Raw genomic sequence first — 23,447 nt, 5'->3', positions numbered from 1 at the left:
GTTACAAACTTGGTTATCAGAATAAACATCCAGATAATTTCTGCGTAAACAATCGTTGTTTTAAGTTGATCCCCTTCAAAAAAATCGATGAATATCGGCCAGAATCACGATTAGTGTTTGCCTTGACCTGCCTGTTTCGGGTTATTTTCAGAATGTGTGTTTTTGTGATGGGATGTAACTTTCCTCCACTTGATTGTTGACGCCCCGTCATTCGTCTTCTTGCCGTGAAGACATTGCACCTACCCACGTTATCTCCCCGTGAGGGGACGATGGCACTCTTCTGATGACGATAAAAAGGATTAATTGATGAAGGGATTAACCCTGGCATGTGCCATTTCTGCTGCTTTATTTGGAACCTTATCTGTACCGGCCACGCAAGCGGCTGAGCGTTTTGTCACTATTGGTACCGGTGGGCAAACCGGGGTGTATTACGTGGCAGGCCAGTCTATCTGTCGTTTTCTTAATCAGGGCGCGTCGCAGCACGAGATCAAATGTAACGCTCCGGCCAGCGGTGGTGGCGTGGCTAACGTTAACGGGATCCGCAGTGGCGAATTTAATTTCGGTATCATGCAATCTGATCACCAGTACAAAGCGATGAAAGGCTTAGAGCCATTCAAAGCGCAAGGTGCGATGGACGATATGCGGGCGGTATTCTCGCTGCAAAGCGAAATTTTCACCATCTTGGCACGTAAAGATGCGGCCATTGGTGGCTTTGATGAGCTGAAAAATAAGCGCGTGAATATCGGTAATCCGGGCTCGGGTCAGCGTGATACCTTTGAAGAGATCATGGGCGTTAAAGGTTGGGATAAGTCGGCATTTCGTCTGGTTTCGGAGTTGAAACCGGCCGAGCAGGCTTCCGCGTTGGGTGACAATAATATCGATGCCATGAGCTATTTTGTCGGTCATCCAAACGGTGCTATTCAAGAAGCCTCGACCACCACCGATGCGGTGCTGGTGCCAGTCACCGGACCTGAAATCGATAAACTGTTAGCCGAGAAGAGCTATTACACCAAAGCTGAGATCCCGGGTGGATTGTATAAAGGCAACCCGCAGCCAACGCCATCGATTGGCGGCAAAGCGGTGCTGTCGACCAGTGCCAATACCGATCCTGAAGTGGTGTATCAACTCACCAAGTCAGTGTTTGACAATTTAGCGCGCTTTAAGCGTCTGCACCCAGCGTTTGCTGATTTGCAAGAAACCGACATGATCAAAGTGGGGCTGTCAGCGCCGCTGCACGAAGGGGCTGAGCGTTACTACAAAGAGCGTGGCTGGATGTAATCAGTGCCACTGATTATGCCGCACGTTACGCAATAAGGCAGGCCGGCTTGTTAGAGAGCCGGTCTGTTTGTGTAGTATCAACGGAGTCATCCCCATGCAACACACACCACAACAAGAACTGCAATCAGCAGAAGATCTGATTGCTCAGGATGTCGGCGCCCGTCTGCCATTGGGCGCGATGAGCAAAGTGATTGCCATGCTGGCACTGCTTTGGTCATTGTTTCAGCTCTGGATCGCCTCACCATTGCCATTTGTTTTAGGCATCGGGGTGCTGAATGATACCGAAGCGCGCTCCATCCATCTGGCGTTTGCCATTTTGCTTGCTTACTTGGTTTTCCCGGCCTTGCGCTCCTCGCCGCGCGATCGCGTGCCTATCGGCGATATCCTACTGGGATTGGCCGGAGCTGGCTGCGCCGCCTATCTATTTTTAGCCTATGAGTTTTTAGCCCAGCGACCGGGCAATCTAACAACGTTAGATTTTGCCGTGGCTTGTCTGGGTATTCCGTTGCTGCTGGAAGCCGCACGCCGCGCATTAGGCCCCGCGTTAGCGGTGATTGCGATTGTCTTTTTAGGCTATAGCTTGGCCGGCCCTTGGATGCCGGGTTTACTGGCGCATCGCGGCGTCAGTTTGATGGCGTTGGCCAATCACCAGTGGATCACTACTGAAGGGGTATTTGGTATTGCCCTTGGTGTGTCGACCAGTTTTGTCTTTTTGTTTGTGCTGTTTGGCGCGCTTTTAGAGCGTGCTGGAGCTGGGCACTACTTTATCCAACTGGCCTTTAGTATGTTGGGGCACCTGCGTGGTGGGCCAGCTAAAGCGGCCGTGGTTGCGTCGGCCCTGACAGGGGTAATTTCCGGCTCATCCATCGCCAACGTAGTGACTACCGGTACCTTTACCATCCCGATGATGAAGCGGGTGGGCTTTTCCAAGGAAAAGGCCGGCGCGGTGGAAGTGGCCTCCTCAGTGAACGGGCAAATCATGCCGCCGGTGATGGGCGCGGCCGCCTTTTTGATGGTGGAGTATGTCGGCATTCCGTATGTCGAGATCATCAAGCATGCGTTTTTACCCGCGGCAATTTCCTATATCGCGCTGCTCTATATCGTGCATTTGGAAGCACTGAAGCTCGGCATGCAGCCGATCGGTAATGTACAACCGCGCCCTTGGTTACAACGTTTGACCGGCTTTGCCTTTGGCGCGGCGTTGGTCTGTGGTGTGTCGCTGGCCGTGTACTATGGCCTTGGCTGGCTTAAGCCGATGCTGGGTGATTATGCGCTGCCGGGGATTGGGGTTTTGCTGGCGCTGTCTTATCTGGGGTTGCTGAAAGTGGCGGCCAGCAATGAGCCGCTGCCACCAGAAGACCCTGATGCGCCACTGGAGCGCCTGCCGCAGACGCGTTCGGTGTTGCTGTCGGGCTTGCATTTTCTGTTACCGGTGGTGGTGCTGGTCTGGTGTTTGATGGTCGAGCGCCTATCGCCGGGTTTGTCGGCGTTTTGGGGCACTGTCATGTTGGTCGTGATTTTGTTGACTCAACGCCCGCTGCTGAACTGGCTGCGCACCGATGGGCGCCATGATTATGGTTCGTTCAATGATGGTGTGGTGGACTTGCGTGAAGGGCTGATTGCTGGCGCACGTAACATGATAGGGATCGGTATTGCTACCGCCACAGCCGGTATTATCGTTGGCGCGGTTTCCCAGACCGGGGTCGGCTTGGTCTTGGCCGATCTGGTGGAATACCTGTCGATGGGCAACTTGTTGCTGATGCTGCTCTTGACCGCCTTGCTCAGTTTGATCTTAGGGATGGGCTTGCCGACCACCGCGAACTACATCGTGGTGTCCAGCTTGCTGGCGCCGGTGATTGTCACGCTGGGTCAGCAAAATGGCCTGATCGTCCCGCTGATTGCCGTGCACCTGTTTGTGTTTTACTTCGGGATCATGGCGGATGTGACGCCGCCAGTCGGTTTGGCCTCGTTTGCCGCTGCGGCGGTCTCCAAAGGCGATCCGATTAAAACTGGGATCACCGCGTTTTATTACAGCTTGCGAACCGCGGCGTTGCCGTTCTTGTTTATCTTCAACACCGATCTGTTGCTGATCAACGTGGATTTTGCCCACGGGGTACTGATCTTTGCGGTCGCAACAGTTGCCATGTTGATTTTTGCTGCGGCAACGCAGGGCTATTTCCTCGTCAAAAGCCGCTGGTATGAGAGCTTATTGCTGCTGTTGGTGGCCTTTACCTTGTTCCGCCCAGGATTTTGGATGGACAGGATCCATGACCCTTATCGTCAGATAGAGCCTGCGCAGCTAGTACAGGCGTTGGGTGATGTGGAAGAGGACAGCAATTTGCGCTTGCGAGTAGAAGGGCCAGATGCGGTAGGGAAAACTCGCCGCTTTACTGTCTTGCTACCGGTACCTGCAGGCGAAAGTGGTGAAGAGCGCTTACAAAAGCTCGGGATCGCGCTGTATGAGCAAGATGGTAAGACACTCATTGATAATGTCACCTTTGGCAGTACAGCCGCTGAATTGGGATTGGAGTTTGATCAGCAGATTATTGGCGTGAAAGCGCCTACCGATCGCTGGCGTAAAGAAATTATCTGGATCCCAGGCTTTATGCTCTTTGGATTAATTGTGTGGTGGCAGCGTCGCCGTTTACCGCCGACTGCCACGGCGCCTTTAGCGCGAGCGCAGCAATAGCTATCATAAAATATTAGTGCGTATATCCACTAAAAAAGCAGCCATAGGGCTGCTTTTTTTTGATAAGAACAACGTTAAATTAGAATCTTCTTATGTGCTCGTTGGAACTTCTATTCAATCATGCCAATTGTCACTGATGCTGAACGTCATCTACGCTAAATAGGTAATGGTTTGCGAGAGTTATCTGACTAATTAATGGTTTTGTTTAACATTCGTTTAGTTTTGTATTTATTTTAATATGAGATGGGCGAATTTAATGGAATGCTAAAATACTAATAATTCCATTTTGTTATAGATTTATTTATCCCTATTCCCATATGTTATTTGTGATTATATTAGTGCCTGCTTTTAAACCTAGCCCAAAAAGACGACCCTCTCTAAAAAAATTTAAATTATTTTTATATGCAATTACTCGCAGTGGGATGCATTTCACAATTAGTGTGATTTGTAAGTAAGCATGTAGTTGCGTTTAATTGACAGGGTAGATTTTCCACGTATATTACTCAGACAAATCAGATGGATGAGATTTCTAGCATTATCTGCTTCTCAACCGTGTAGTCGCGAGTAAACCTGTCTTTGCTTCGTTGTAATACCGTCTGTAGATCCTGCAGTTAGCGGTATATCTGATATTTCCTCATCTAGGCCTGTTTGGCCTTCTAACCTTGGTATCTGGAATATGGGTAAAGGAATTACTGGCGTGAGCGTTGCGCCAAAAGAACGTATCAATATTAAATATGTTCCCGCCACAGGTGGTCAGCAGGCCGAAATCGAATTACCAATGACAATGATGGTTATCGGTAATATGAAAGGTCGCGTCGAAGATACACCGATTGAAGAGCGGCAGACCGTTTCCATCGATAAAAATAACTTCTCTTCCGTGATGAAAGAGTCGGGTTTGGAACTTAATTTCAGCGTGCAAAATCGTCTGGAAGAGGGGAGCCAAGATGAATTACCAGTGAAATTGCAGTTTGCCTCTATGGCCGATTTTGCGCCAGACAGTATTGCTAACCAAGTTCCCGAATTGCAAAAACTGCTGGAATTGCGTGAAGCGCTGGTAGCTCTGAAAGGTCCATTGGGAAATATTCCGGCGTTTAGAAATCGTTTGCAGGATTTATTATCCAGCGATGAAGCGCGCGAACAATTACTGAAGGAATTAGATCTGGTTGCTCCGGCGGAATAATCGGATAAGAAAGGAAGAGAGAGCGAAACATGTCTGTGGTTGAAGAACAAGTTAAAGCCGGGGTGCAGGCCTCTTCAGGTTCGTTGCTGGATGAAATTATGGCGCAAGCCAGAATTACACCGGTAGACGAGGGATACAGTGTTGCTAAGCAGGGTATTGCTGCGTTGGTGGCCAATATTCTGGATAGCGGCAACACCGCTGAGCCAGTGAATAAAGCGCTGGTGGATAGCATGATTGTTGAGTTAGATAAAAAACTCAGCAAGCAGATGGATGTCATTTTACATGCTCAGCCACTGAAAGAGCTGGAATCTTCTTGGCGCTCCTTGAAGCTGTTGGTGGATCGTACCGATTTTCGTGAAAACATCAAAATCCAAGTCTTGCATGCCACTAAAGAAGAGTTGCTGGATGATTTTGAGTTTGCACCAGAAATTACCCAGTCCGGTTTTTACAAACATGTTTACTCCAGTGGTTATGGCCAATTTGGTGGTCAACCGGTGGGGGCGGTGATCGGTGATTACGCCTTTAGCCAAAGCTCACCAGATATCAAACTGATGCAGTATGTTAGTGCCGTTGGCGCCATGGCGCATGCTCCGTTTATCTCTTCCGTAGCCCCGACTTTCTTTGGGGTTGATAGTTTTACTGATCTGCCATCCATCAAAGATCTGAAATCGGTATTTGAAGGTCCGGCTTACACCAAGTGGCGCTCACTGCGTGAGTCCGAAGATGCACGCTATCTGGGTCTGACCGCACCGCGTTTCTTGGCGCGTCTGCCGTACGATCCGGTTGAAAACCCAATCAAAACTTTCAACTACAAAGAAGATATCAGCGCGGATCACGACCACTACCTGTGGGGTAATACTGCTTATCTGATGGGTTCGGCGTTGAATGACAGTTTCGCCAAGTACCGTTGGTGCCCGAACATTATCGGCCCACAAAGCGGTGGTGCGGTAACCGATTTGCCGGTACACGTGTACGAAGCGATGGGACAGCTGCAGGCGAAGATCCCAACTGAAGTGCTGATCACCGATCGCCGTGAATACGAGATGGCGGAAGAGGGCTTTATCACCCTGACCATGCGTAAAGACAGTGATAATGCGGCATTCTTCTCAGCCAATTCGGTACAAAAGCCGAAGGTCTTCCCAAATACCAAAGAAGGTAAAGAAGCGGAAACCAACTACAAGCTGGGTACGCAGCTGCCTTACATGTTCATCATCAACCGCTTGGCGCATTACATCAAAGTGTTGCAGCGCGAGCAGATCGGCTCTTGGAAAGAGCGTCAGGATCTGGAGCGTGAACTGAATGGCTGGATTAAGCAGTACGTAGCGGATCAGGAAAACCCGCCTGCCGATGTTCGTAGCCGTCGTCCACTGCGCGCGGCACAAATTAAAGTGCTGGATGTGGAAGGTGAACCGGGCTGGTATCAGGTAGCGATGTCAGTACGCCCACACTTTAAATATATGGGCGCCAGTTTTGAACTGTCTCTCGTGGGTCGTCTAGATAAGGAATAAGGTTTATGCCGTCACTCACCTCGTGGGATAGAGGGAGTACGGCCAGCCTGTTCGATCGCATTCGCGGAGAGACAGTCACTGTCTCTCCGGATAAAGAACTTGAGACACTGATTGTATCGGTTAAAAAACAACTCGATTGTGTCCTCAATACCCGTCCTGGCAGTTGCCGCAGTGCCCCTGAATTAGGCGTCATTGATTTGAATGATGCGACACAAGGCAGTGCAGATATTCGTGGACGGATCAGGGAAGCGATCCGGCAATGTATCCGCCGGTATGAGCCCCGAATAGTGCATGTGGATGTTCAGTCAGCGGACTCATTAATGAACCCGTTGGAAATGTCATTTCAAGTCACAGCACATGTTCGGTTGGAGAATATCGAGCAGGTGACCTCCTTCAATATTCATATGGATAACCATCGTCACTATCGAATGGTGTAATTACTGATGCCGCTGGACAATTATTTCAGGGATGAATTGGCGTATTTGCGTCTGCAAGGCCGTGAATTTGCTGACGCTTATCCGGAGCTGACGCGTTTTCTTTCCGAACAAACTACAGATCCGGATGTCGAGCGCCTGTTGGAAGGCTTTGCCTTTTTAACCGGTAGTCTGCGCGCCAAAATTGAAGATGAATTCCCAGAATTAACCCACGGTTTGCTGGGTATGCTGTGGCCTAATTATTTGCGGCCAGTACCTAGCATGACGGTCATGCAATTTTCGGTGATCCCAGGCGCGATTGTGCAATCGGCTCCGGTTGCACGCGGTTGTCGTTTAGACAGCTTGCCGGTTGATGGGGTGACGTGCCATTTTCAAACTTGCCATGATGCCTGGATTTATCCGGCAGATATTCACGATATTCGCGCGCAAAGCGGCAATGATTTATCCACCATCACCACCGAAATTCATTTACACAGTCCACTGACCTTAGCCGAATTACAGTTGGATAAATTGCGCTTTTATTTGGGCGGTGACAGCTATACCGCCAATGAACTGTATTACTGGTTATCGGCGCAATTGTCTTATATCGAGCTAGAGGTCAATGGCCAGCGTTTTCGTCAATCGGCGTCGGTGTTAAAGGCGCTGGGTTTTGAGCGTGATGATGCGCTGTTGCCTTATCCAAGTAACGTTTACTCCGGTTACCGCATTTTGCAGGAGTATTTCTGTTTTCCAGAAAGCTTCCTGTTCTTTGAGCTCTCAGGCGCGGGCGCGGATTGGCCAAAACAGCCGTTAGCGGTGACCGAATTTAAATTGCATTTTTGCTTTGAGCGGCCTTTGCCGTCGGCATTAAAAATTCGTCCAGACTCCTTGCAGCTTAATTGTGTGCCCGCGATTAATTTATTTCAGCATGACAGTGAGCCGATTAATTTACATGGCCGCCAGACCGAATATCCGCTGAAAGCCAGCTATCGCTATGCGGACAGTTTCGAGATTTTTTCGGTCGATAAAGTGGAGAGCTGGGCTGAAGGTGGCATTGGGCGTGCTCGCGGCGCGACGCGGCAATATCACCCGTTTGAGAGCTTCCAGCATCAGATTGAACGGGCTAAAGGTCGGCAGGCATTGTACTACCGCATCCGAGTGCGGGAAGCGGTCAGTGGTGATGGATTTGAGCATGCGCTGTCTTTTGTGCGCGGCGATGAAACGGCCATGTTGGGGCTGGATGAGTCGGTCTCGGTCTCGTTGACCTGCACTAATCGTGGCAAAGCGGCGCGGTTACCGGTCGGTGCGATTTGTGTGCCTACGGGCAGCTCACCGTCATTTGCCACGTTCAAGAATTTACTGCGCCCGACGCGCCCACTGCGCCCAGCGTTGGATGGCAGCTTGCATTGGACGCTGATTTCTAACTTATCCCTGAATTATGTTTCGCTGCTGCGCCGTGATGCTTTGGTGCAAATTTTGCGCACCTACGATTTTCCTGCCTTGCATGATAAGCAGGCGGAACAGGCATCGCGTAAGCGTCTGGCAGGTATCGAGCAGATTGAAACCGTTCCGGTGGATCGTCTGGTGCGCGGCATGCCGGTTCGTGGGTTGAAATCGGTGCTGTCGATTCGCCAAAGCGCCTTTGGCAGTGAGGGCGAACTTTACTTGTTCAGCACCGTGTTGGCGCACTTTTTTTCGTTGTATGCCAGCGTGAATGCGTTTCACCTGCTGGAAGTGGTCAACCTTGATAACCAGGAGCGCTACCGATGGCCGGTGCAGATAGGTCAGCACTCCATGATGTGATGGCGCAGGATGACGCGCCTCGTTTTAATTTTTTCCAGCTGGTCGAGGTGTTGAGCTGCCTTGAGCAGATGGATCTGGAAGCGGAAACCGATCGCTTACCGGCACAGGAAAAAATCCGGTTTAAATCGGCTGCGTCGCTCGGTTTTCCGGCCAGCGATGTGTTGCAGGTCTCGCAAGATCAGGTGGGACGCCACCAGTTGGAGGTGGCGTTTTTGGGGCTGCATGGCAGCCAATCGCCAATGCCCGGTTATTACTTGGATGATTTGGCATGGGAGTACGCACAGGGTGAGCCGAAACTGGGCTTGTTTCTGGACTTTTTTCATCATCGCCTATTGACCTTGTTACACCGCGGTTGGCGCAAGTACCGCTATCACGTGCGTTTTCAAGATAACGGCAGTGATGGGTTTTCGCGGTTGATGTTTGCGCTCGTTGGCCTTGGCAATCAGGCGGTGCGCGATAGCTTACCGGTCAATCGCGCCAAGATGCTGTCTTACGCCGGCATGCTGGCAAGCCCCAGCCGTTCACCGGAAGTGGTCGCCGGTTTGGTTTCGCACTGTTTTGACCTTGAGGATGTGGTGTTAGAGGCGTGGCAGGCGCGCAAAGTGGCTGTCCATCCTGAACAGCAAAACCGTTTAGGGCGCGCCAATGTGCGACTCGGCGGCGAGTTGGTGCTGGGCGATAAGGTCAACGATTGTGCCGGTAAGTTTGTTTTACGCATTAACGCCTTAAGTTTTGAGCGATTTTTGAGTTTCCTCCCCAATGGCGAACATTTTCAGCCGTTGGTGCGTTTTGTCTCGTTCATTTTGCGTGATCAGTTGGCGTGGGATCTGCGTTTGGGATTTGGCGAAGCGCAAGCGCGCGGTTTACGGCTCGGTGATGAACAAAGTGGGCGGCTCGGCTGGAGCAGTTTTTTAGGGCAACCCCCGGTTGACCCGTATGTGACGATTTGTGTGCAGGAGTAAGTGTGAACCCGTTCAATCAGCAACTCTCTTTGGTGGTACTGAACAGCGAGCAACTGGATGGTCATTCTCAGGTGCAATATCAGTTTGATCATGATGGCGGCACCTTAGGTGCGGCCTCGCATGATGACTGGGTATTAACCGATCGTCTGGGCGCTGTGTTGCCTTCTCATGCCCGTATCGAGCTGCACGATGGCCGTTTTTGTCTGTGCGATTTAAGCGGACAAACGTTTATTAACGGCGCCACCACGCCCGTCGGACGCAGTCGCAAAGTCTATCTAGAGCAGGGTGATGAGTTGCTGGTTGGGCCATTTCGTCTGCGGGTCTATCTGGGACAGGTGCAGGCCGAGGCCAACATTGAACAGGTGCTGGGCAATCATCCTGCTGATGAGTTGGATGACTGGCTGGCCAGCGATGGGAATCGTGAGCTGGCTAGTCATGATTCGGCACGCTTGTCTGTGTTGCACAGCGATCCGTTACATGCCCTAGAGCGTGAGCAGGCTACGTCACTGAGCGCGTTATTGCATACACCCGAGGCGCAGACGTCAGCGCTGTCGTCTGCTATTCCGGCATCTGTTTTTTCAGCTATCGAGGACACCATGGATCAGGAATTCATTGATATGCCGGGGATTGATAATCCCTACAGTATCCCTGCCGAATCCGGCGATGTGGATCATGTGGCGTTAACGCCACTGATGCGTGGACTGGGTCAGCGCTTGCAATTGCGCGACTCCCAGCAAGCCCACGATATGCTCGAAGAAATGGGCAAAACCTTGCGTGCGATGGTGGAAGGGCTACTCGCGGTACAAGCCGATCAAGCCGCGCTGGCCGACAAACACTTGCGCCCCATTGAAGATAATCCACTGCGTCTGGGGCTGGATTATGAAGCAACCTTGCCGCTGCTGTTTGCCGATGGCAAAAGCCCAGTGCATCTGTCTGCACCGGCTGCAATCAGAGAAGTGCTGCACAATGTGCGTACCCACCATATTGCGAACCAGCAGGCAATTGCTACGGCGCTGGACAGTATTTTACATGCCTTTTCGCCAGAGGCATTGCTGGGGCGCTTTGAACACTATCGCCGTACGGGTACTAACGACAGTCTCGATGAAGGTTGGGCGTGGACCATGTACCAGCACTATTACCGTGAGCTGACCTCAGTACGTCAACAAGGCTTCGATAAGCTTTTCCATCAGGTGTATGCGCAAGCCTATGACCGCGCAGTACGCGAACAACAGGGGCTGCGTTGATGCTGCGAACACTGTGGTGTGCGGTATGGCTGTTGGCGCTGACCGGCTGTACCACACTCGGCAAGATGGCTGATGTGGCGATGAACCCGGATATTCAGGTGGGCAGCAATGCCGATCAACCTTCAACTGTGGGCTTAAGTTTGCTGGCGGAGCCGGACGTCAATCCGAATGAAAGTGGCGAAGCGGCACCCATAGAGTTTCAGGTCTTGCTGCTGTCTGAAGATTCGCGCTTGTTGGCCACCGATTACGATCAAGTGACCGAGGATGTGGCCAAGGTATTGGGGAAAAACTACCTCGATCATCAGGATTACACCTTACTTCCTGGGCAATTCAAGTACCTACCGCCCGTGAAGCTGGAAGAAGAGGTGCGCTATATCGGGGTGATTGCCCGTTACGCCGAGCCGGATAAGGCCGAGTGGCGCAAAGTCATCAAGGTCAAAAATACCGGCCGCCATTATCAGATCTTGGTGCACCTGCGTCAGGATGAAGTTGAACTGCAAAAAGAAGAAGAATAACCATGTCGAGCCGAAATCGGGTCATCTGGCGTGAAGGGCTGTTCATCAAGCCCCAGCATTTCCAGCAGCAGCAACGGCATGCGGATCACATGCTGCATGCTCGCTTAAGTGCCCTGAGTGACTATTTTTATGGTCTGCAGTCGCTGAGCATCAATGATGATTACTTAGGCTTTGGGCGCATTGCGCTGGTCAGCGCCAGTGGCGTGATGCCGGACGGTACGGTGTTCAGTATTCCCGTCGATGATGTATTGCCGCCTCCATTGGAGGTCACCGATGTCTCGGTGGCCAACCAGAAAGTGTATCTGGCGTTACCGCTGTCGGTCAGTGGCGTCAGTGAGGTCGGTGAGTCAGGGCAAGCGGTAGCGACTCGTTTGCAATCGCATCGTCATGACCTGCGCGATCTGCACAGTGACGGCGGCGATATTACGTCACTGGAAGTGGGCAAAGTCAGCTTACGTCTGATGTTGGAGCGTGAAGATCGCAGTGCCTATGCCGCGATCGCGATTGCGCGCATTTTGGATAAGCGCCCAGATGGCGGCTTGGTGCTCGATCCGAACTTTATGCCGTGCAGTATTAGCGTGGCAGCGATCCCGACCTTAAAGCGCTTTTTGGGCGAGTCCGCCGGACTGGTGGCTGAACGCGCGCGCAGTCTAGCCCAGCGTCTGGCCGCTCCCGGTCAGCAAGGGGTGGCGGATGTCGCTGAGTTCATGATGTTGCAGCTGCTCAATCGGGCACAGCCACAGCTTTCTCATCTGGCCCGTTTGGGCACTTTGCATCCTGAGCGTTTACACGAGGCCTTGGTGCAGCTGTGTGGTGAGTTGATGACATTTACCGATGAGTCGCGATTGCCGCCAGAGTTTCCGGCCTACCGGCATGATGATCAGCAAGTCAGTTTCGAGCCGGTGATCTTGGCGTTGCGCCAATCACTGAGCACCGTGTTGTCACCGCGTGCGGTGTCTATCCAGCTGCGCAAACATCCGTACGGCATCATGGTCGCGATGGTGGGCGACAGCGATTTGATGGCCAGTGCCGAGTTTGTTCTGGCAGTACGTGCGCGGATGCCACAAGAGCAGCTGCGTAAGCAATTGCTGCAGCAAACCAAAATTGCCTCCAGCGAGAAAATTCGTGAGCTAATCAGTTTGCAGTTACCGGGGATCCCGTTATTGCCTTTGCCGGTGGCGCCGCGTCAGCTGCCATACCACGCCGGTTACAGCTATTTCCAACTGGATAGACAAAGCCCCGCGTGGCAGATGTTGGCCCAAAGTAACACGTTGGCTTTCCATATCGCCGGAGACTTCCCTGAGCTGGATATGCAGTTCTGGGCGATCCGCAGTCAGGGATGAGATGAGCGATGACTATCGACATTATTCAACATGAGCAACTGGACGATCTGCTGTATGACCATGCCGCACAGCTGGATCTGGACTCTGATTATTGGTTCCGCCTACGTGGCCACAGCATTAACCCCATGATTGATGCGGTTACGCCGCTACTGGGCATGGTGCTACGTGTCCGTCAGCTGTCTAGCCACAGCCAAGTCGGCGAGCTGTATCAGCGCGTGGTGACAGAAATCCAGGCCATCGAACAAGAGCTGATGGCCCATGGCTATGAAAACGGTGTGGTGCTCTCGTTTCGCTACATCCTGTGCACCTTTATCGATGAGGCGGTGATGAGCCGTGAGTGGGGCAGCCAAAGTGAATGGTCTGAACACTCGTTACTGACTCGGTTTCACAACGAAACTTGGGGCGGCGAAAAGGTGTTTGTCCTGTTAGGCAAATTACAAGAAGACCCCGCGCGCTATCGCGACGTGCTTGAGTTTATCTACCTGTGCCTGTGTCTGGGTTTTGAAGGGCGGTATCGGGTGATGAGCCATGGTCGGGATGAGTTTGAGCGCGTGGTGCGCCAGTTGCACCGCCAGCTGTATCCCGATGGCCGTGATGCACCCACGGTATTTCATCTCGATTTAGGCCAGCAAGCATCCCGTTATCAGCTTAAGCGGCAGGTGTCGCTGCGTAGCCTGTGTATCGGCGCAGCCCTGCTGCTGACCGGCATTTTTGTTTTGTATTACACCCGGCTGGATAACCAGACGCAGGACGTACTGCGCCAGCTAAGCGATTTGTTGAAATAAGTTAAGGAGAGCGTGCTTTGATCCGTATTGAACTGCCCGTCTTGGTGGAAAGGCTGAATCCGGTCTGCCGGCATATGCTGGAAGAAGCGGCAGCCCTGTGTGTAAATCATCAGGGCACGGAGATCCGAATTGAGCATCTGCTGCTCAAAATGCTGGAAACCCCACTGTGTGATAGCAAAGCGATCATGCAGCGTGCTGGGGTGGATATGGCGGCGCTGCATGAACTGTTGCAGCCGGCTCTCAATGGCCAGTCTTTTGAGCAGGGATATCCCTCTTTTTCTCCGTTATTGGTGGAGTGGTTGCAAGATAGCTGGCTGTTCGCGTCGGCGGAGTTGCAACACGCTCAGCTACGTAGCGGGGTGTTATTGCTGGTCTTGCTGATGAGCCCTGCGCGCTATTTACCTGCTTCGGTGGTGCGTTTACTGACAGTGATCAATCGCGATCTGGTGCGCCAACAGTTTGATGAGTGGGTTAAAGACTCGGCTGAAACCGAGGTGGTGGCGCAGGCTGGCGAAAGTAAAGCAAACGCCGTCGCCAGCGATGCCTCTTTGTTAGGACGTTTTACCGAAAACATCACCGAGCAAGCACGCAAAGGGCTGCTGGATCCGGTGTTGTGCCGCGATCATGAAATCGACCTGATGATCGATATCTTATCCCGCCGTCGTAAAAATAACCCGATAGTGGTTGGCGAAGCTGGGGTGGGTAAAAGTGCCCTAATTGAAGGCTTGGCGCTGCGGATTGTGGCCGGACAGGTGCCAGAAAAATTGCGTAATGTAGCGCTGTTGTCGCTGGATTTAGGGGCGATGCAGGCCGGCGCTTCGGTTAAAGGGGAATTTGAAAAGCGCTTTAAAGGCGTGATGCAAGAGGTGAAAGCCTCCGAGTACCCGATCATCCTCTTTATTGATGAAGCGCATACCTTGATCGGTGCGGGTAATCAGGCTGGTGGATTGGATGTGTCTAACCTGATTAAACCGGCCTTGGCGCGCGGTGAGCTGCGCACCATCGCGGCAACCACGTGGAGTGAATATAAAAAATACGTCGAAAAGGATGCGGCGCTCTCTCGGCGTTTCCAGTTGGTGAAAGTGGGCGAGCCTGATGCGCAAGAAGCGACGGTCATTTTGCGTGGCTTACGCGGCATTTATGAAAAAGCCCACGGCGTATTGATTGACGATGAAGCGCTGCAAGCGGCGGCGCAGTTGTCGGCCCGTTATATCTCGGGTCGTCAGCTGCCCGACAAAGCCATCGATGTGCTGGATACCGCCTGTGCGCGCGTCGCCATCAATTTGACCACTCCGCCGCGCGCGATTAGCCATTTGCAAAATGCGCTGCGCCAACGTGAGTTGGAAATTACCCAATTAGAGCGCCAAAGCGTGATTGGCCTGGGGGAACACAGTGAGCGTTTGGCGCAACTGCATGCATTGCAGGAGCAAGATAACGCCGAACTGAAACGCTTGCAGGCCAATTGGCAGCAGCAGCAAGCACTGGTGCAGCAGATCATCGATGTGCGGGCCACGTTGTTGCAGCGCGATGCTGCCACCGATGACGCGAATGTGACGGAACAAACCACGCAGCTTACCGCGCTTGAAGCCGAGTTGTCGGCGTTGCAGCAAGAGTCGGTGCTGGTTTCCGCGCATGTAGATAAGAGTCAGATCGCCTCGGTGATCGCCGAGTGGACCGGCGTGCCACTTAATCGGATCTCGCAAGGCGAGTTAGATGTGGTGACTCGCTTACCGGAGTATCTGGGGGCCTGTATCAAAGGCCAAGATGTGGCGGTGAGCCATCTACATCGCCATTTGTTGACTGCTCGCGCCGATTTACGCCGTCCAGGGCGTCCGCTGGGGGCATTTTTGCTGGTTGGGCCGAGCGGGGTTGGTAAGACCGAAACCGTAGTGCAGATTGCCGATCTGATGTTTGGTGGCCGTCAGTATCTGACCACCATCAACATGTCGGAATATCAGGAAAAACATACTGTTTCGCGTTTAATCGGCTCGCCGCCGGGTTATGTCGGTTTTGGCGAAGGCGGCGTGTTAACCGAAGCTATCCGGCAAAAACCGTATTCGGTGGTGCTGCTGGATGAGGTTGAAAAGGCGCACCCTGATGTACTGAACCTGTTCTACCAAGCCTTTGATAAAGGTGAATTGGCCGACGGTGAAGGGCGCATCATCGATTGCAAAAATGTGGTGTTTTTCCTCACCTCCAACTTAGGTTTCCAAACCATTGTCGAGTATGCCCAGCAGCCAGAGCATCTGCTCGATGCCCTGTATCCAGAGTTGGCGGCATTCTTTAAGCCCGCACTGTTGGCGCGGATGGAAGTGATCCCCTATTTGCCGCTGGATCATGCCACGTTGGTGGAGATTGTTGGTGGCAAGCTGGCGCGTTTGACGTCGTTGTTACAGAGCCGCTTTGGCGCCGAGGTAGACATTGATCCGCAGGTGCACGAGGAGATCTTACGCCGTGCGAATCGCAGTGAAAATGGTGCGCGGATGCTCGAGTCGGTGATTGATGGAGCCCTGTTGCCACCGGTTTCGCTGCAGTTGTTGCAGCGGCTGTCAGCGGGCGAATCGGTGCGAAAAGTCAGCTTTGGCGTCACAGAGGGCGAGTTTATCGCTGAGGTGGAGTGCTAAGCATGCAACAGGCACTCGAATTCGCGTTCTCCCTGACGCAGGCGCGCGGGGAGCCGTCACTGTGTGATTGGTTGCTGGCGATTGTGCGCCAAGGATGGCAGCCACGCGGTGCGTTACTGGGCATGCTGGATGTCAGCGGTCGCCAGTTGCAATGCCGTGGCTGGGTGGGAGAGCAGGAGACGACGTTGTCATTGGCGGCGGATGATTTTACCCATCCGCTGGCCTTGGCGCTGTGTCGCGATCAGGTGTGCACTTGGGAGTCTCTCCATGGCGGCGCGCGTATTGGCCCAAGCGGCTTGCGCCGCATGTTAGCGCAAGCCGGCACTGATAGCGGGATCCACTGCCTGCCATTACATAGCCATGACGGTAAACCAGTAGCGGTTTTAGCTTTGTTGGATACGGCAGACTGTTTAAAACAGTGGCAAGCGCAAGATGCGCTGGCGTTGCTAACCCAGATTTTTACCGGTCAGCTTACGCTGATTCGCGATTTAGGGCGCTCGCGTCGAGGGGTCAGCGATTTACAAGACTCTATCCGCGTGATGCGCGGTGAGGGCGAGCAGCGTCGGCGTCAGGATGAGCGGTTGAAAGAAACCTTAATCGGTGAATCGCGTGCGATTCGACAGCTGCGTGAGCAAATTGCCAAGGCCGCGGCGCATCGCCTCAATGTGTTGATTCAGGGCGAAACGGGTACCGGTAAAGAGGTGGTCGCTCGTCTGCTGCATCAGTGCTCTGCGCGCGCTGATAAGCCGTTTGTTGCGATCAACTGTGCGGCTATCCCAGAAAACCTGATTGAAAGTGAGCTGTTTGGGTACCAAAAAGGGGCTTTTTCGGGGGCGCAAAGCAATAAAACCGGTCTCGTTGCACAAGCCAATGGCGGCACCTTATTTCTGGATGAAGTGGGTGATATGCCTGCGGGAATGCAGGCCAAGTTGCTGCGCGTGCTGGAAACACGCCATTTTCGGCCGTTGGGCGGCGATAAAGAGGTGTATTCCGATTTTCGCCTGCTTGCGGCTACGCACCAGCCGCTGGAGCAGCGGGTCAGTGAAGGGCTGTTTCGCCAAGACTTGTACCATCGCTTATGTCAGTGCCTGTTGATGCTCACGCCGCTGCGTGAGCGGCCGGATGATATCAGTGTGCTTAGCGAGCATTTCATTGCTCATTTTGCCGCGCAAGAAGGCAAATCGTTTGGTGCGCTGCAGCGTGGTTTTCTCAAGCAGTTAATCAGTTATGACTTTCCCGGCAATGTGCGTGAGCTGCGTAACTTGTTGGAAGTAGCGTGTGCTCAGACGCCGTCTGGACAGGCGATCACCTTGTCGGCCTTACCGCCGGAAATTCACGACCGCCTGACCGTGGAGCCGGATGCTTATCAGGATGATTTTTGCCACGTCAGTGATTTGCGCCAAGCCTTGCAGCAATTTGAGGCTTCCGTGATTGAAGCGCGGTTGCGTTATTTCCAAGGTAACCGGATGCGGGTGGCGGAAAGCCTCAATATCCCGAAGCGCACACTGGATCACAAATGCCAGAAGCTGGAGGTTAATGGATGAAAGGTTGGGCGCTGGCCGCGTTACTGCTGACCAGCAGCGCGGCGGCACAAACGGATTGGCCTGTGGAATGGCAACGTTGTCGTGCGCAAGCCGCGCCGTTGGCGCGTTTAGCGTGTTATGACGCAATAGGTGCGAGCAAGGCTCCTGTGTCGGTTAGCGCGCATGATGCCGCACCGCGTTCACTTATCTGGCGTCAAATCCAAGCGCAGGAAGCAAGCCGCAGTGGTGATAGCCCGCTTTTTATGTTGGGCCAACTGCCGGATTCCGATGATCTGCTACTGACGCGTGCAGCGCTGCGCGGTGGCACCTTGGCGATAGGTTGTAATAACGCCATTACCCGCATTTGGCTGCGTTTAGATAGCTCCTGGGTGGGCGATCAGGTGAGCGCATCGGTAGATGGTGAGCCGGCAGGTAATAACTGGTTTGTTCGTGACCACGGGCTGCTGTTGGAGTTTGGTCGTGGATTGCCGGCGATTGACGAGCTTAAGCACTGGAGCGGTCAACGCGAGTTGTTGCTACAGGCCTCCGATGGCTCTTCGATTCGCGTGGATTTGAGTGGCATGCCCGAGGCATTGCAACCGCTGCGCCAGTTGTGTCGGTGGTAGGAGGCAGGATGCAGCATTCACACCCTTGGTGTCAGCGTTTGCTGACGCCGCTACCGGATGAAGCCATGCGCTGCGCCGTTGCCGCTGACGATCCGCTGTGGGAGAGCGTCGAGACCGAGTTAGTCAAACTCGGCTCTTTGGCGCATAGCCAAGTGGATTTACAGAAAGTGGCGGGCGCTTGTTTAACCTTACTGGAAACGCGCACCAAAGATATGCGGGTGTTGGCGCAATTGACCCGTTGTCTGCAGCACCCAGCTAAAGCCACGCCGTTTGCTACCGCACTGATGTTACTGGATTGCTGGGTCGAGGCTTATTGGGCATGTGCGTGGCCGGCCAGCGTGATGCAAAAACAGCGGGTGGTGAGCCAGATCATCAAGCGTTTTGAGGGAGTATTAGAGCGCGTATGTAGCGCGGCCTCAAGCGCCGAGTTAACCCAGCTCTTGCAACTGAGCGAAGCGTTTGCTGAGCGTTGGAATGCATTAGCACCGGATAAAAGTGCGCTTTTAGATGAATTATTAGCGGGTTTACGCCGCGCGCAGCGACAAAAACACGAACAGGCGAAGGCTGATGCGGCGGCGACGCCTGCTGCATCAACAGCATCGTCAACGATATCGGGCCAGAACGCGGTGTCGGGCGGGGCGGCATCACTGATGAGCGCCAGTAGCCAGTCGGCGATTGATACCTCGGATGAACGGGCTTGGCGTCAGACGCAGTTGCGCGTCGCTGAGTTACTCATTGAGGCGCAGCCGAGTGCGGCAATCGGTTTTCGCTTACGGCGGCACGCACTGTGGAGTGGGATCACGGCCGCGCCCTTGGTGAGTCGCGCTAATAAAACCCAGTTGGCGCCGTTTTCTGCTGATATGGCGGATGAGTATCGCAGCGCACTGGCGCAAGCGGATCTGGCGCTATGGCAGAAAATCGAGCACAGCCTGACGTTGGCACCCTATTGGTTTGAGGGGCATTACCTCTCGGCACAAGTGGCGCTCAAACTCGGCTATACCGCCGTCGCGAATGCCATTGCTGATGAGGTGGGGGCGTTTTTGGCGCGCTTACCGACACTGCGCGAGATGACCTTCAGTGATGGCACCCCGTTTTTAAGTGCTGAATGTAGCCAGTGGTTGCAACCGGCCGCCAGTGTAGCGGGCGGCTCAGCGGATTTAGGCGGCGAGTTGCAGGCTTGCTGCCAGACACAAGGGCTGTCCGGCGCCTTGAGCATGCTGGATGAAAAAGTGCGGCAGCTCAAAGAGCCGCGCAGTCGCTTTTATCACCAGTTGGCCGGTGCTGACCTTTTGGCTGCAGAAGGGATGCCGCACTTGGCCGCCCAACAATATCAATCTTTGTGGCAGGAAACACAGCGCTTAGGACTGGCACAGTGGGAGCCTGGGTTGGTCAACCGCCTGGCACGTTACGCGACCCCGCGGTCGGCATGAGACATTCGGAGCTGAATGGATAGTTATGTTCAAAACTTTTTTTTCCCTCATTAAGCAAGTCATGTCCCGATTCCGGATCTCATGGATGGTGATCGGCGTAGTGCTCTGGGCGGTGACGCTCATGTTGGGCTGGTGGTTAGGCCCACAATTAACGCTCGGAGAATTTAAACCCTTGGCCGGTATTTGGCATCGGGTGGTGTTTACCCTGGTCTGGTTGTGGCTGATTTTTGGCGTCTACTCTTGGCAGATTTGGAAAAAGATGCAGCAGCTCAAGGCCGAGCGACAAGAGCAAGAGAGTGCCGAGGCCGATCCGGTCAAGCCGCGTTTGGACGCGCAGCAGCATTTTCTCGATCGCTGGTTACAGGCGCTGCGTGAGCATCTTGGGCGCGGTGCGCTGTATGCCATGCCGTGGTATCTGGTGATTGGTTTACCGGGCAGTGGTAAAAGCAGTTTGATCCATCGCGCCAATCCGGCCAACAAACTCAATCCGCGTTTGGAAGCGGAGCTGCGCGATTATGCCGCCGATCAGCAGATTGATTGCTGGGTTGGGGAGCAGGCTGTGATGCTCGATCCGGATGGCAAATTGCTGACGCAAGCGCACAGCGGTGCGCAGGAGTCGGAGCGGGCTGATGAGCGTTTGTGGCAACACGCCTTGCGCTGGTTGAGTAGCAACCGCCGTCGCCAGCCATTAAATGGCTTGGTGCTGACCTTAGATCTGGCGTGGTTGGCACAAGCTGGGGTCGCAGAGCGTCAGGCATATGCGCAGATGATGCGCGCGCGTTTGCAGGATATCAGCTTACACATTAATACCCGTTTGCCGCTGTACATCACGCTGACCAAGCTGGATATGCTGCGTGGCTTTGATGTCTTGTATCAGCAGTTGGATAAAGAGGCGCGTGATGCCGTACTGGGAGTCACGTTCAGTCCGGATAGTAGCCAAGGCGATGAGTGGCTGCAGGAGCTGGATAAGTTCTGGACGCAGTGGCTGGATCATCTGAACAACAACCTGCCGTCGATGATGTTGGATAAGCTCGATGCGGCGCAGCGCAGCACGTTGTTTGCGTTTGTACGCCAGCTAGCGGGGCTGAAAGATTATGTGCTGGAAGTACTGGGCGACATCTTAACCGACAAAGAGCAAAAAGGGCTGTTGATGCGCGGGGTGTATATCAGCTCGGTGTATCAGCAAGGTGTGCCGTTTGATGCTTTCACGCAAGCGGCGTCCAACCGTTATCAGCTGGCCGAGCCGGTGCATTCGGCGCTACGTGGTGAATCGAACGCCTTTTTTGTGCGTAGCTTGTTTGCCGACATCATCTTCCCTGAGGCGCATTTGGCCGGGGAGAACCGTCTGCATACCTTGTATCGCCGACGTCGGATGGCGATCGGGGTGGGTTCACTGTCGTTGTGTTGTGCGCTGCTGATTGCCGGTTGGCACCACTTTTACCGCGTCAATGAAGCGGCGGGTCACAATGTGCTGAACAAAGCGCAGGCCTTTACCGGTACCGGAGAGCTGACGGGGGAGCAAGGCTTTGGCTACAGCCAGTTGCCGCGCTTGAACTTGATTCGTGAGGCGACGCTGTCGTTTGGTGATTATCGCGATAAAACCCCATTGTTGGCCGATTTGGGTCTGTATCAAGGCGATCGGATCGGGCCATATGTTGAAGGCACTTATCTGCAGCTGCTGAACCTGCGCTTTTTACCGGCGGTCATGCAAGGGTTGCTGGATGATTTAAATCAGGCGCCGGCAGGCAGTGAGCAGAAACTGGCGATCTTGCGCGTAATGCGCATGCTCGATGATGCCTCTGGGCGCAATAACGCCCTGGTCGAACAGTTTATGGCTCAGCGTTGGCAGCAGGCATTTCCTGGTCAAGGGCAGGTACAAGAACAGCTGATGCAGCATCTGGATTATGCCCTGCAACACACCAACTGGTATGGCGCTCGGCAAAATAAAGATCAGGCTGCAATCAGTGCCTTCGCTCCGTTCAGTAAGCCGGTTTATGCCGCGCAGCGTGAGCTGAGCAAGTTACCGATGTTCCAGCGCGTGTACCAAAGCTTGGTGGTGAAGGCCAACGATCAGTTAGCGCCCGATTTGGCCATTCGTGACGAAGTGGGTCCAACCTTTGACAGCGTATTTGTGCTGCGTAGCGATGATGCTGGCACCGTACCGCGCCTATTAACGTGGCCAGGCTTTAGCGAGTTTTTCTTGCGTCAGGATAAAACCCTGATGGATTTAACCGCCATGGATGTTTGGGTGTTGGGCCAGCGCCAGCAAGTCAGTTTGAGTGCGGCGGATCGTAAGGAGATCTCTCGTCAGGTCAATGATCGTTATGTGACCGATTACGTTAACCACTGGCAAAAAATGCTCAGCAGCTTGGATGTCCAGCCACTGAGTAGCCCTGAGCAGGCGCTGAACGTGTTGGCCGCTGTGATTGGCAATGATCAACCGTTCCAACGGGTATTGAGCGCGCTCAACAACAACACGCGAATTCGGCCGTTGTCGGAGGAAGAAAATGCGTTGGCGCAAGGGATCCTGAGCCGTATTGGTCGACCGTTTATTAACAGCAATGCCGCGTTAAGTGGTAATGGCGAGCAAGCGCCAGTGATTCAGGAGGTTAACCAAAAACTGACTGAGCTGTATCACTATCTGGAGCTGATTGTGAATGCCAATGATCCGGGCCAATCGGCGCTGAAAGCCGTGCAAGTCCGCCTAGGTAACAAGTATGCCGATCCGGTGTTTGCTCTGCAGCAGTATGCGCGCAGTCTGCCGGCGCCGCTGAATCGCTGGGTAGGGCAGATAGCCGAGCAAAGCGCTGCCTTGGTGGTGGATATGGCCATGTCATCACTCAACCAAGAGTGGCAAGAGCAGGTGATTCAGCCGTTTACCACCCTGCTGGCCGATCGTTATCCGTTTGATTTAGGGGCGGATAAAGATGCGCCACTTTCTGAAATGGAGCGTTTTTTTGCTCCTGGCGGCACGCTGGATAGCTTCTATCAAACCAACTTAAAACCGATGGTAGACAGTGGGTTAATGAGTAGCGAACAAGGCTCGCCGTTGCAAAATGAGCTGTTAAAGCAGCTGGAGCGCGCCAGCAAAATTCGGGAAACCTTCTTTAACGCTCAAGGCTATCTGGAAGTGCAGTTTGCGCTGGAGCCTATTGAGCTGACCGCCAATAAACGGCGCAGTGTGCTCAATATTGATGGGCAGCTGCTGGAGTATGCGCATGGCCGGCGTAGCAAAATCCCACTGATTTGGCCGAACACGATGCGTGATGGTGCTGAAAGTAAAATCACCTTGGTGCCAGCTAACCGTGAAAACTCGCCCCGCAGTGAAAGCTTTACCGGACCGTGGGCGATGTTCCGCTTGATGCAAAAAGGTGAGCTGACACAGGTGAATGCTGGCACGTTTGATGTGCGCTTCCCAGTCGACAAAGGCGCGATGACCTATCGGGTATACGCCGATGCTAGCCATAACCCATTTGCCGGTGGATTGTTCAATCAGTTCCGTCTGCCCGAATCACTGTATTAAG

Annotated in this window: 16 protein-coding genes; all 16 read left to right on the top strand. The window is 53.4% G+C overall.

The window, feature by feature from the left end; translation table 11 throughout:
- Positions 1 to 306 precede the first annotated feature (306 nt).
- The 16 genes from LQ901_RS10215 (at position 307) to tssM (ending at position 23,446) form a co-directional block, all read left to right on the top strand.
- The gene (locus LQ901_RS10215) at positions 307 to 1,278 is read left to right on the top strand and encodes a TAXI family TRAP transporter solute-binding subunit (RefSeq protein ID WP_010862311.1); all 972 of its coding nucleotides are present in this window, start codon (positions 307 to 309) and stop codon (positions 1,276 to 1,278) included.
- 94 nt (positions 1,279 to 1,372) lie between these two features.
- Positions 1,373 to 3,967: a TRAP transporter permease gene (locus tag LQ901_RS10210; RefSeq protein ID WP_152136157.1), complete on the top strand. Its 2,595-nt coding sequence runs from the start codon at positions 1,373 to 1,375 to the stop codon at positions 3,965 to 3,967.
- A 676-nt stretch (positions 3,968 to 4,643) separates the two neighbouring features.
- Positions 4,644 to 5,147, top strand: a complete 504-nt coding sequence (gene tssB, locus LQ901_RS10205) for a type VI secretion system contractile sheath small subunit (RefSeq protein WP_036768596.1) — start codon at positions 4,644 to 4,646, stop codon at positions 5,145 to 5,147.
- 29 nt (positions 5,148 to 5,176) lie between these two features.
- Complete coding sequence (gene tssC / locus LQ901_RS10200) at positions 5,177 to 6,655, top strand: type VI secretion system contractile sheath large subunit (protein WP_064977334.1); 1,479 nt, start codon at positions 5,177 to 5,179, stop codon at positions 6,653 to 6,655.
- A 5-nt stretch (positions 6,656 to 6,660) separates the two neighbouring features.
- On the top strand, positions 6,661 to 7,092 hold the full coding sequence (gene tssE / locus LQ901_RS10195; RefSeq protein WP_010862307.1) for a type VI secretion system baseplate subunit TssE: 432 nt from the start codon (positions 6,661 to 6,663) through the stop codon (positions 7,090 to 7,092).
- 6 nt (positions 7,093 to 7,098) lie between these two features.
- Positions 7,099 to 8,871, top strand: coding sequence for a type VI secretion system baseplate subunit TssF (gene tssF, locus LQ901_RS10190; protein WP_233672247.1), 1,773 nt, complete (start codon positions 7,099 to 7,101; stop codon positions 8,869 to 8,871).
- Complete coding sequence (gene tssG / locus LQ901_RS10185) at positions 8,835 to 9,833, top strand: type VI secretion system baseplate subunit TssG (RefSeq protein ID WP_233672246.1); 999 nt, start codon at positions 8,835 to 8,837, stop codon at positions 9,831 to 9,833. Before tssF ends, tssG begins: the two co-directional genes overlap by 37 nt.
- A gap of 2 nt (positions 9,834 to 9,835) precedes the next feature.
- Entirely contained in the window at positions 9,836 to 11,077 is a 1,242-nt protein-coding gene (tagH, locus tag LQ901_RS10180; RefSeq protein WP_233672245.1) for a type VI secretion system-associated FHA domain protein TagH, read from the top strand.
- Positions 11,077 to 11,592 carry a type VI secretion system lipoprotein TssJ gene (gene tssJ, locus LQ901_RS10175; protein ID WP_010862303.1) on the top strand — a complete coding sequence of 172 codons (516 nt, stop codon included), beginning with the start codon at positions 11,077 to 11,079 and terminating at the stop codon, positions 11,590 to 11,592. The genes tagH and tssJ overlap by 1 nt, the downstream gene beginning before the upstream one ends.
- Positions 11,593 to 11,594: 2 nt before the next feature.
- Positions 11,595 to 12,935 carry a type VI secretion system baseplate subunit TssK gene (tssK, locus tag LQ901_RS10170; RefSeq protein WP_233672244.1) on the top strand — a complete coding sequence of 447 codons (1,341 nt, stop codon included), beginning with the start codon at positions 11,595 to 11,597 and terminating at the stop codon, positions 12,933 to 12,935.
- An 8-nt stretch (positions 12,936 to 12,943) separates the two neighbouring features.
- Positions 12,944 to 13,720: a type IVB secretion system protein IcmH/DotU gene (icmH, locus tag LQ901_RS10165; RefSeq protein WP_010862301.1), complete on the top strand. Its 777-nt coding sequence runs from the start codon at positions 12,944 to 12,946 to the stop codon at positions 13,718 to 13,720.
- A gap of 17 nt (positions 13,721 to 13,737) precedes the next feature.
- Positions 13,738 to 16,344: a type VI secretion system ATPase TssH gene (tssH, locus tag LQ901_RS10160; protein WP_152117467.1), complete on the top strand. Its 2,607-nt coding sequence runs from the start codon at positions 13,738 to 13,740 to the stop codon at positions 16,342 to 16,344.
- 2 nt (positions 16,345 to 16,346) lie between these two features.
- Complete coding sequence (locus LQ901_RS10155; RefSeq protein WP_010862299.1) at positions 16,347 to 17,888, top strand: sigma-54-dependent Fis family transcriptional regulator; 1,542 nt, start codon at positions 16,347 to 16,349, stop codon at positions 17,886 to 17,888.
- Positions 17,885 to 18,493, top strand: a complete 609-nt coding sequence (gene vasI / locus LQ901_RS10150; protein ID WP_152137091.1) for a type VI secretion system-associated protein VasI — start codon at positions 17,885 to 17,887, stop codon at positions 18,491 to 18,493. The genes LQ901_RS10155 and vasI overlap by 4 nt, the downstream gene beginning before the upstream one ends.
- A gap of 8 nt (positions 18,494 to 18,501) precedes the next feature.
- Complete coding sequence (tssA, locus tag LQ901_RS10145; RefSeq protein ID WP_064977341.1) at positions 18,502 to 19,923, top strand: type VI secretion system protein TssA; 1,422 nt, start codon at positions 18,502 to 18,504, stop codon at positions 19,921 to 19,923.
- Positions 19,924 to 20,008: 85 nt separating this feature from the next.
- The gene (tssM, locus tag LQ901_RS10140; RefSeq protein ID WP_230405915.1) at positions 20,009 to 23,446 is read left to right on the top strand and encodes a type VI secretion system membrane subunit TssM; all 3,438 of its coding nucleotides are present in this window, start codon (positions 20,009 to 20,011) and stop codon (positions 23,444 to 23,446) included.
- Position 23,447: the final 1 nt, after the last annotated feature.

The sequence above is a fragment of the Plesiomonas sp. PI-19 genome (genome assembly GCF_021368255.1).
Taxonomy (GTDB): Bacteria; Pseudomonadota; Gammaproteobacteria; order Enterobacterales; family CAMTGL01; genus Plesiomonas; species Plesiomonas shigelloides.
This window is presented reverse-complemented; position numbering and strand designations above follow the sequence as displayed.

Bases quoted from the DNA above. Each gene is read 5' to 3' on its own strand.
- LQ901_RS10155 (WP_010862299.1), top strand. From the start codon at position 16,347: ATGCAACAGGCACTCGAATTCGCGTTCTCCCTGACGCAGGCGCGCGGG.
- tssF (WP_233672247.1), top strand. From the start codon at position 7,099: ATGCCGCTGGACAATTATTTCAGGGATGAATTGGCGTATTTGCGTCTG.
- tssC (WP_064977334.1), top strand. From the start codon at position 5,177: ATGTCTGTGGTTGAAGAACAAGTTAAAGCCGGGGTGCAGGCCTCTTCA.
- LQ901_RS10210 (WP_152136157.1), top strand. From the start codon at position 1,373: ATGCAACACACACCACAACAAGAACTGCAATCAGCAGAAGATCTGATT.
- tssG (WP_233672246.1), top strand. From the start codon at position 8,835: ATGGCCGGTGCAGATAGGTCAGCACTCCATGATGTGATGGCGCAGGAT.
- tssJ (WP_010862303.1), top strand. From the start codon at position 11,077: ATGCTGCGAACACTGTGGTGTGCGGTATGGCTGTTGGCGCTGACCGGC.
- icmH (WP_010862301.1), top strand. From the start codon at position 12,944: ATGACTATCGACATTATTCAACATGAGCAACTGGACGATCTGCTGTAT.
- tssB (WP_036768596.1), top strand. From the start codon at position 4,644: ATGGGTAAAGGAATTACTGGCGTGAGCGTTGCGCCAAAAGAACGTATC.
- tssE (WP_010862307.1), top strand. From the start codon at position 6,661: ATGCCGTCACTCACCTCGTGGGATAGAGGGAGTACGGCCAGCCTGTTC.
- tssM (WP_230405915.1), top strand. From the start codon at position 20,009: ATGGTGATCGGCGTAGTGCTCTGGGCGGTGACGCTCATGTTGGGCTGG.
- LQ901_RS10215 (WP_010862311.1), top strand. From the start codon at position 307: ATGAAGGGATTAACCCTGGCATGTGCCATTTCTGCTGCTTTATTTGGA.
- tssA (WP_064977341.1), top strand. From the start codon at position 18,502: ATGCAGCATTCACACCCTTGGTGTCAGCGTTTGCTGACGCCGCTACCG.
- tssK (WP_233672244.1), top strand. From the start codon at position 11,595: ATGTCGAGCCGAAATCGGGTCATCTGGCGTGAAGGGCTGTTCATCAAG.
- vasI (WP_152137091.1), top strand. From the start codon at position 17,885: ATGAAAGGTTGGGCGCTGGCCGCGTTACTGCTGACCAGCAGCGCGGCG.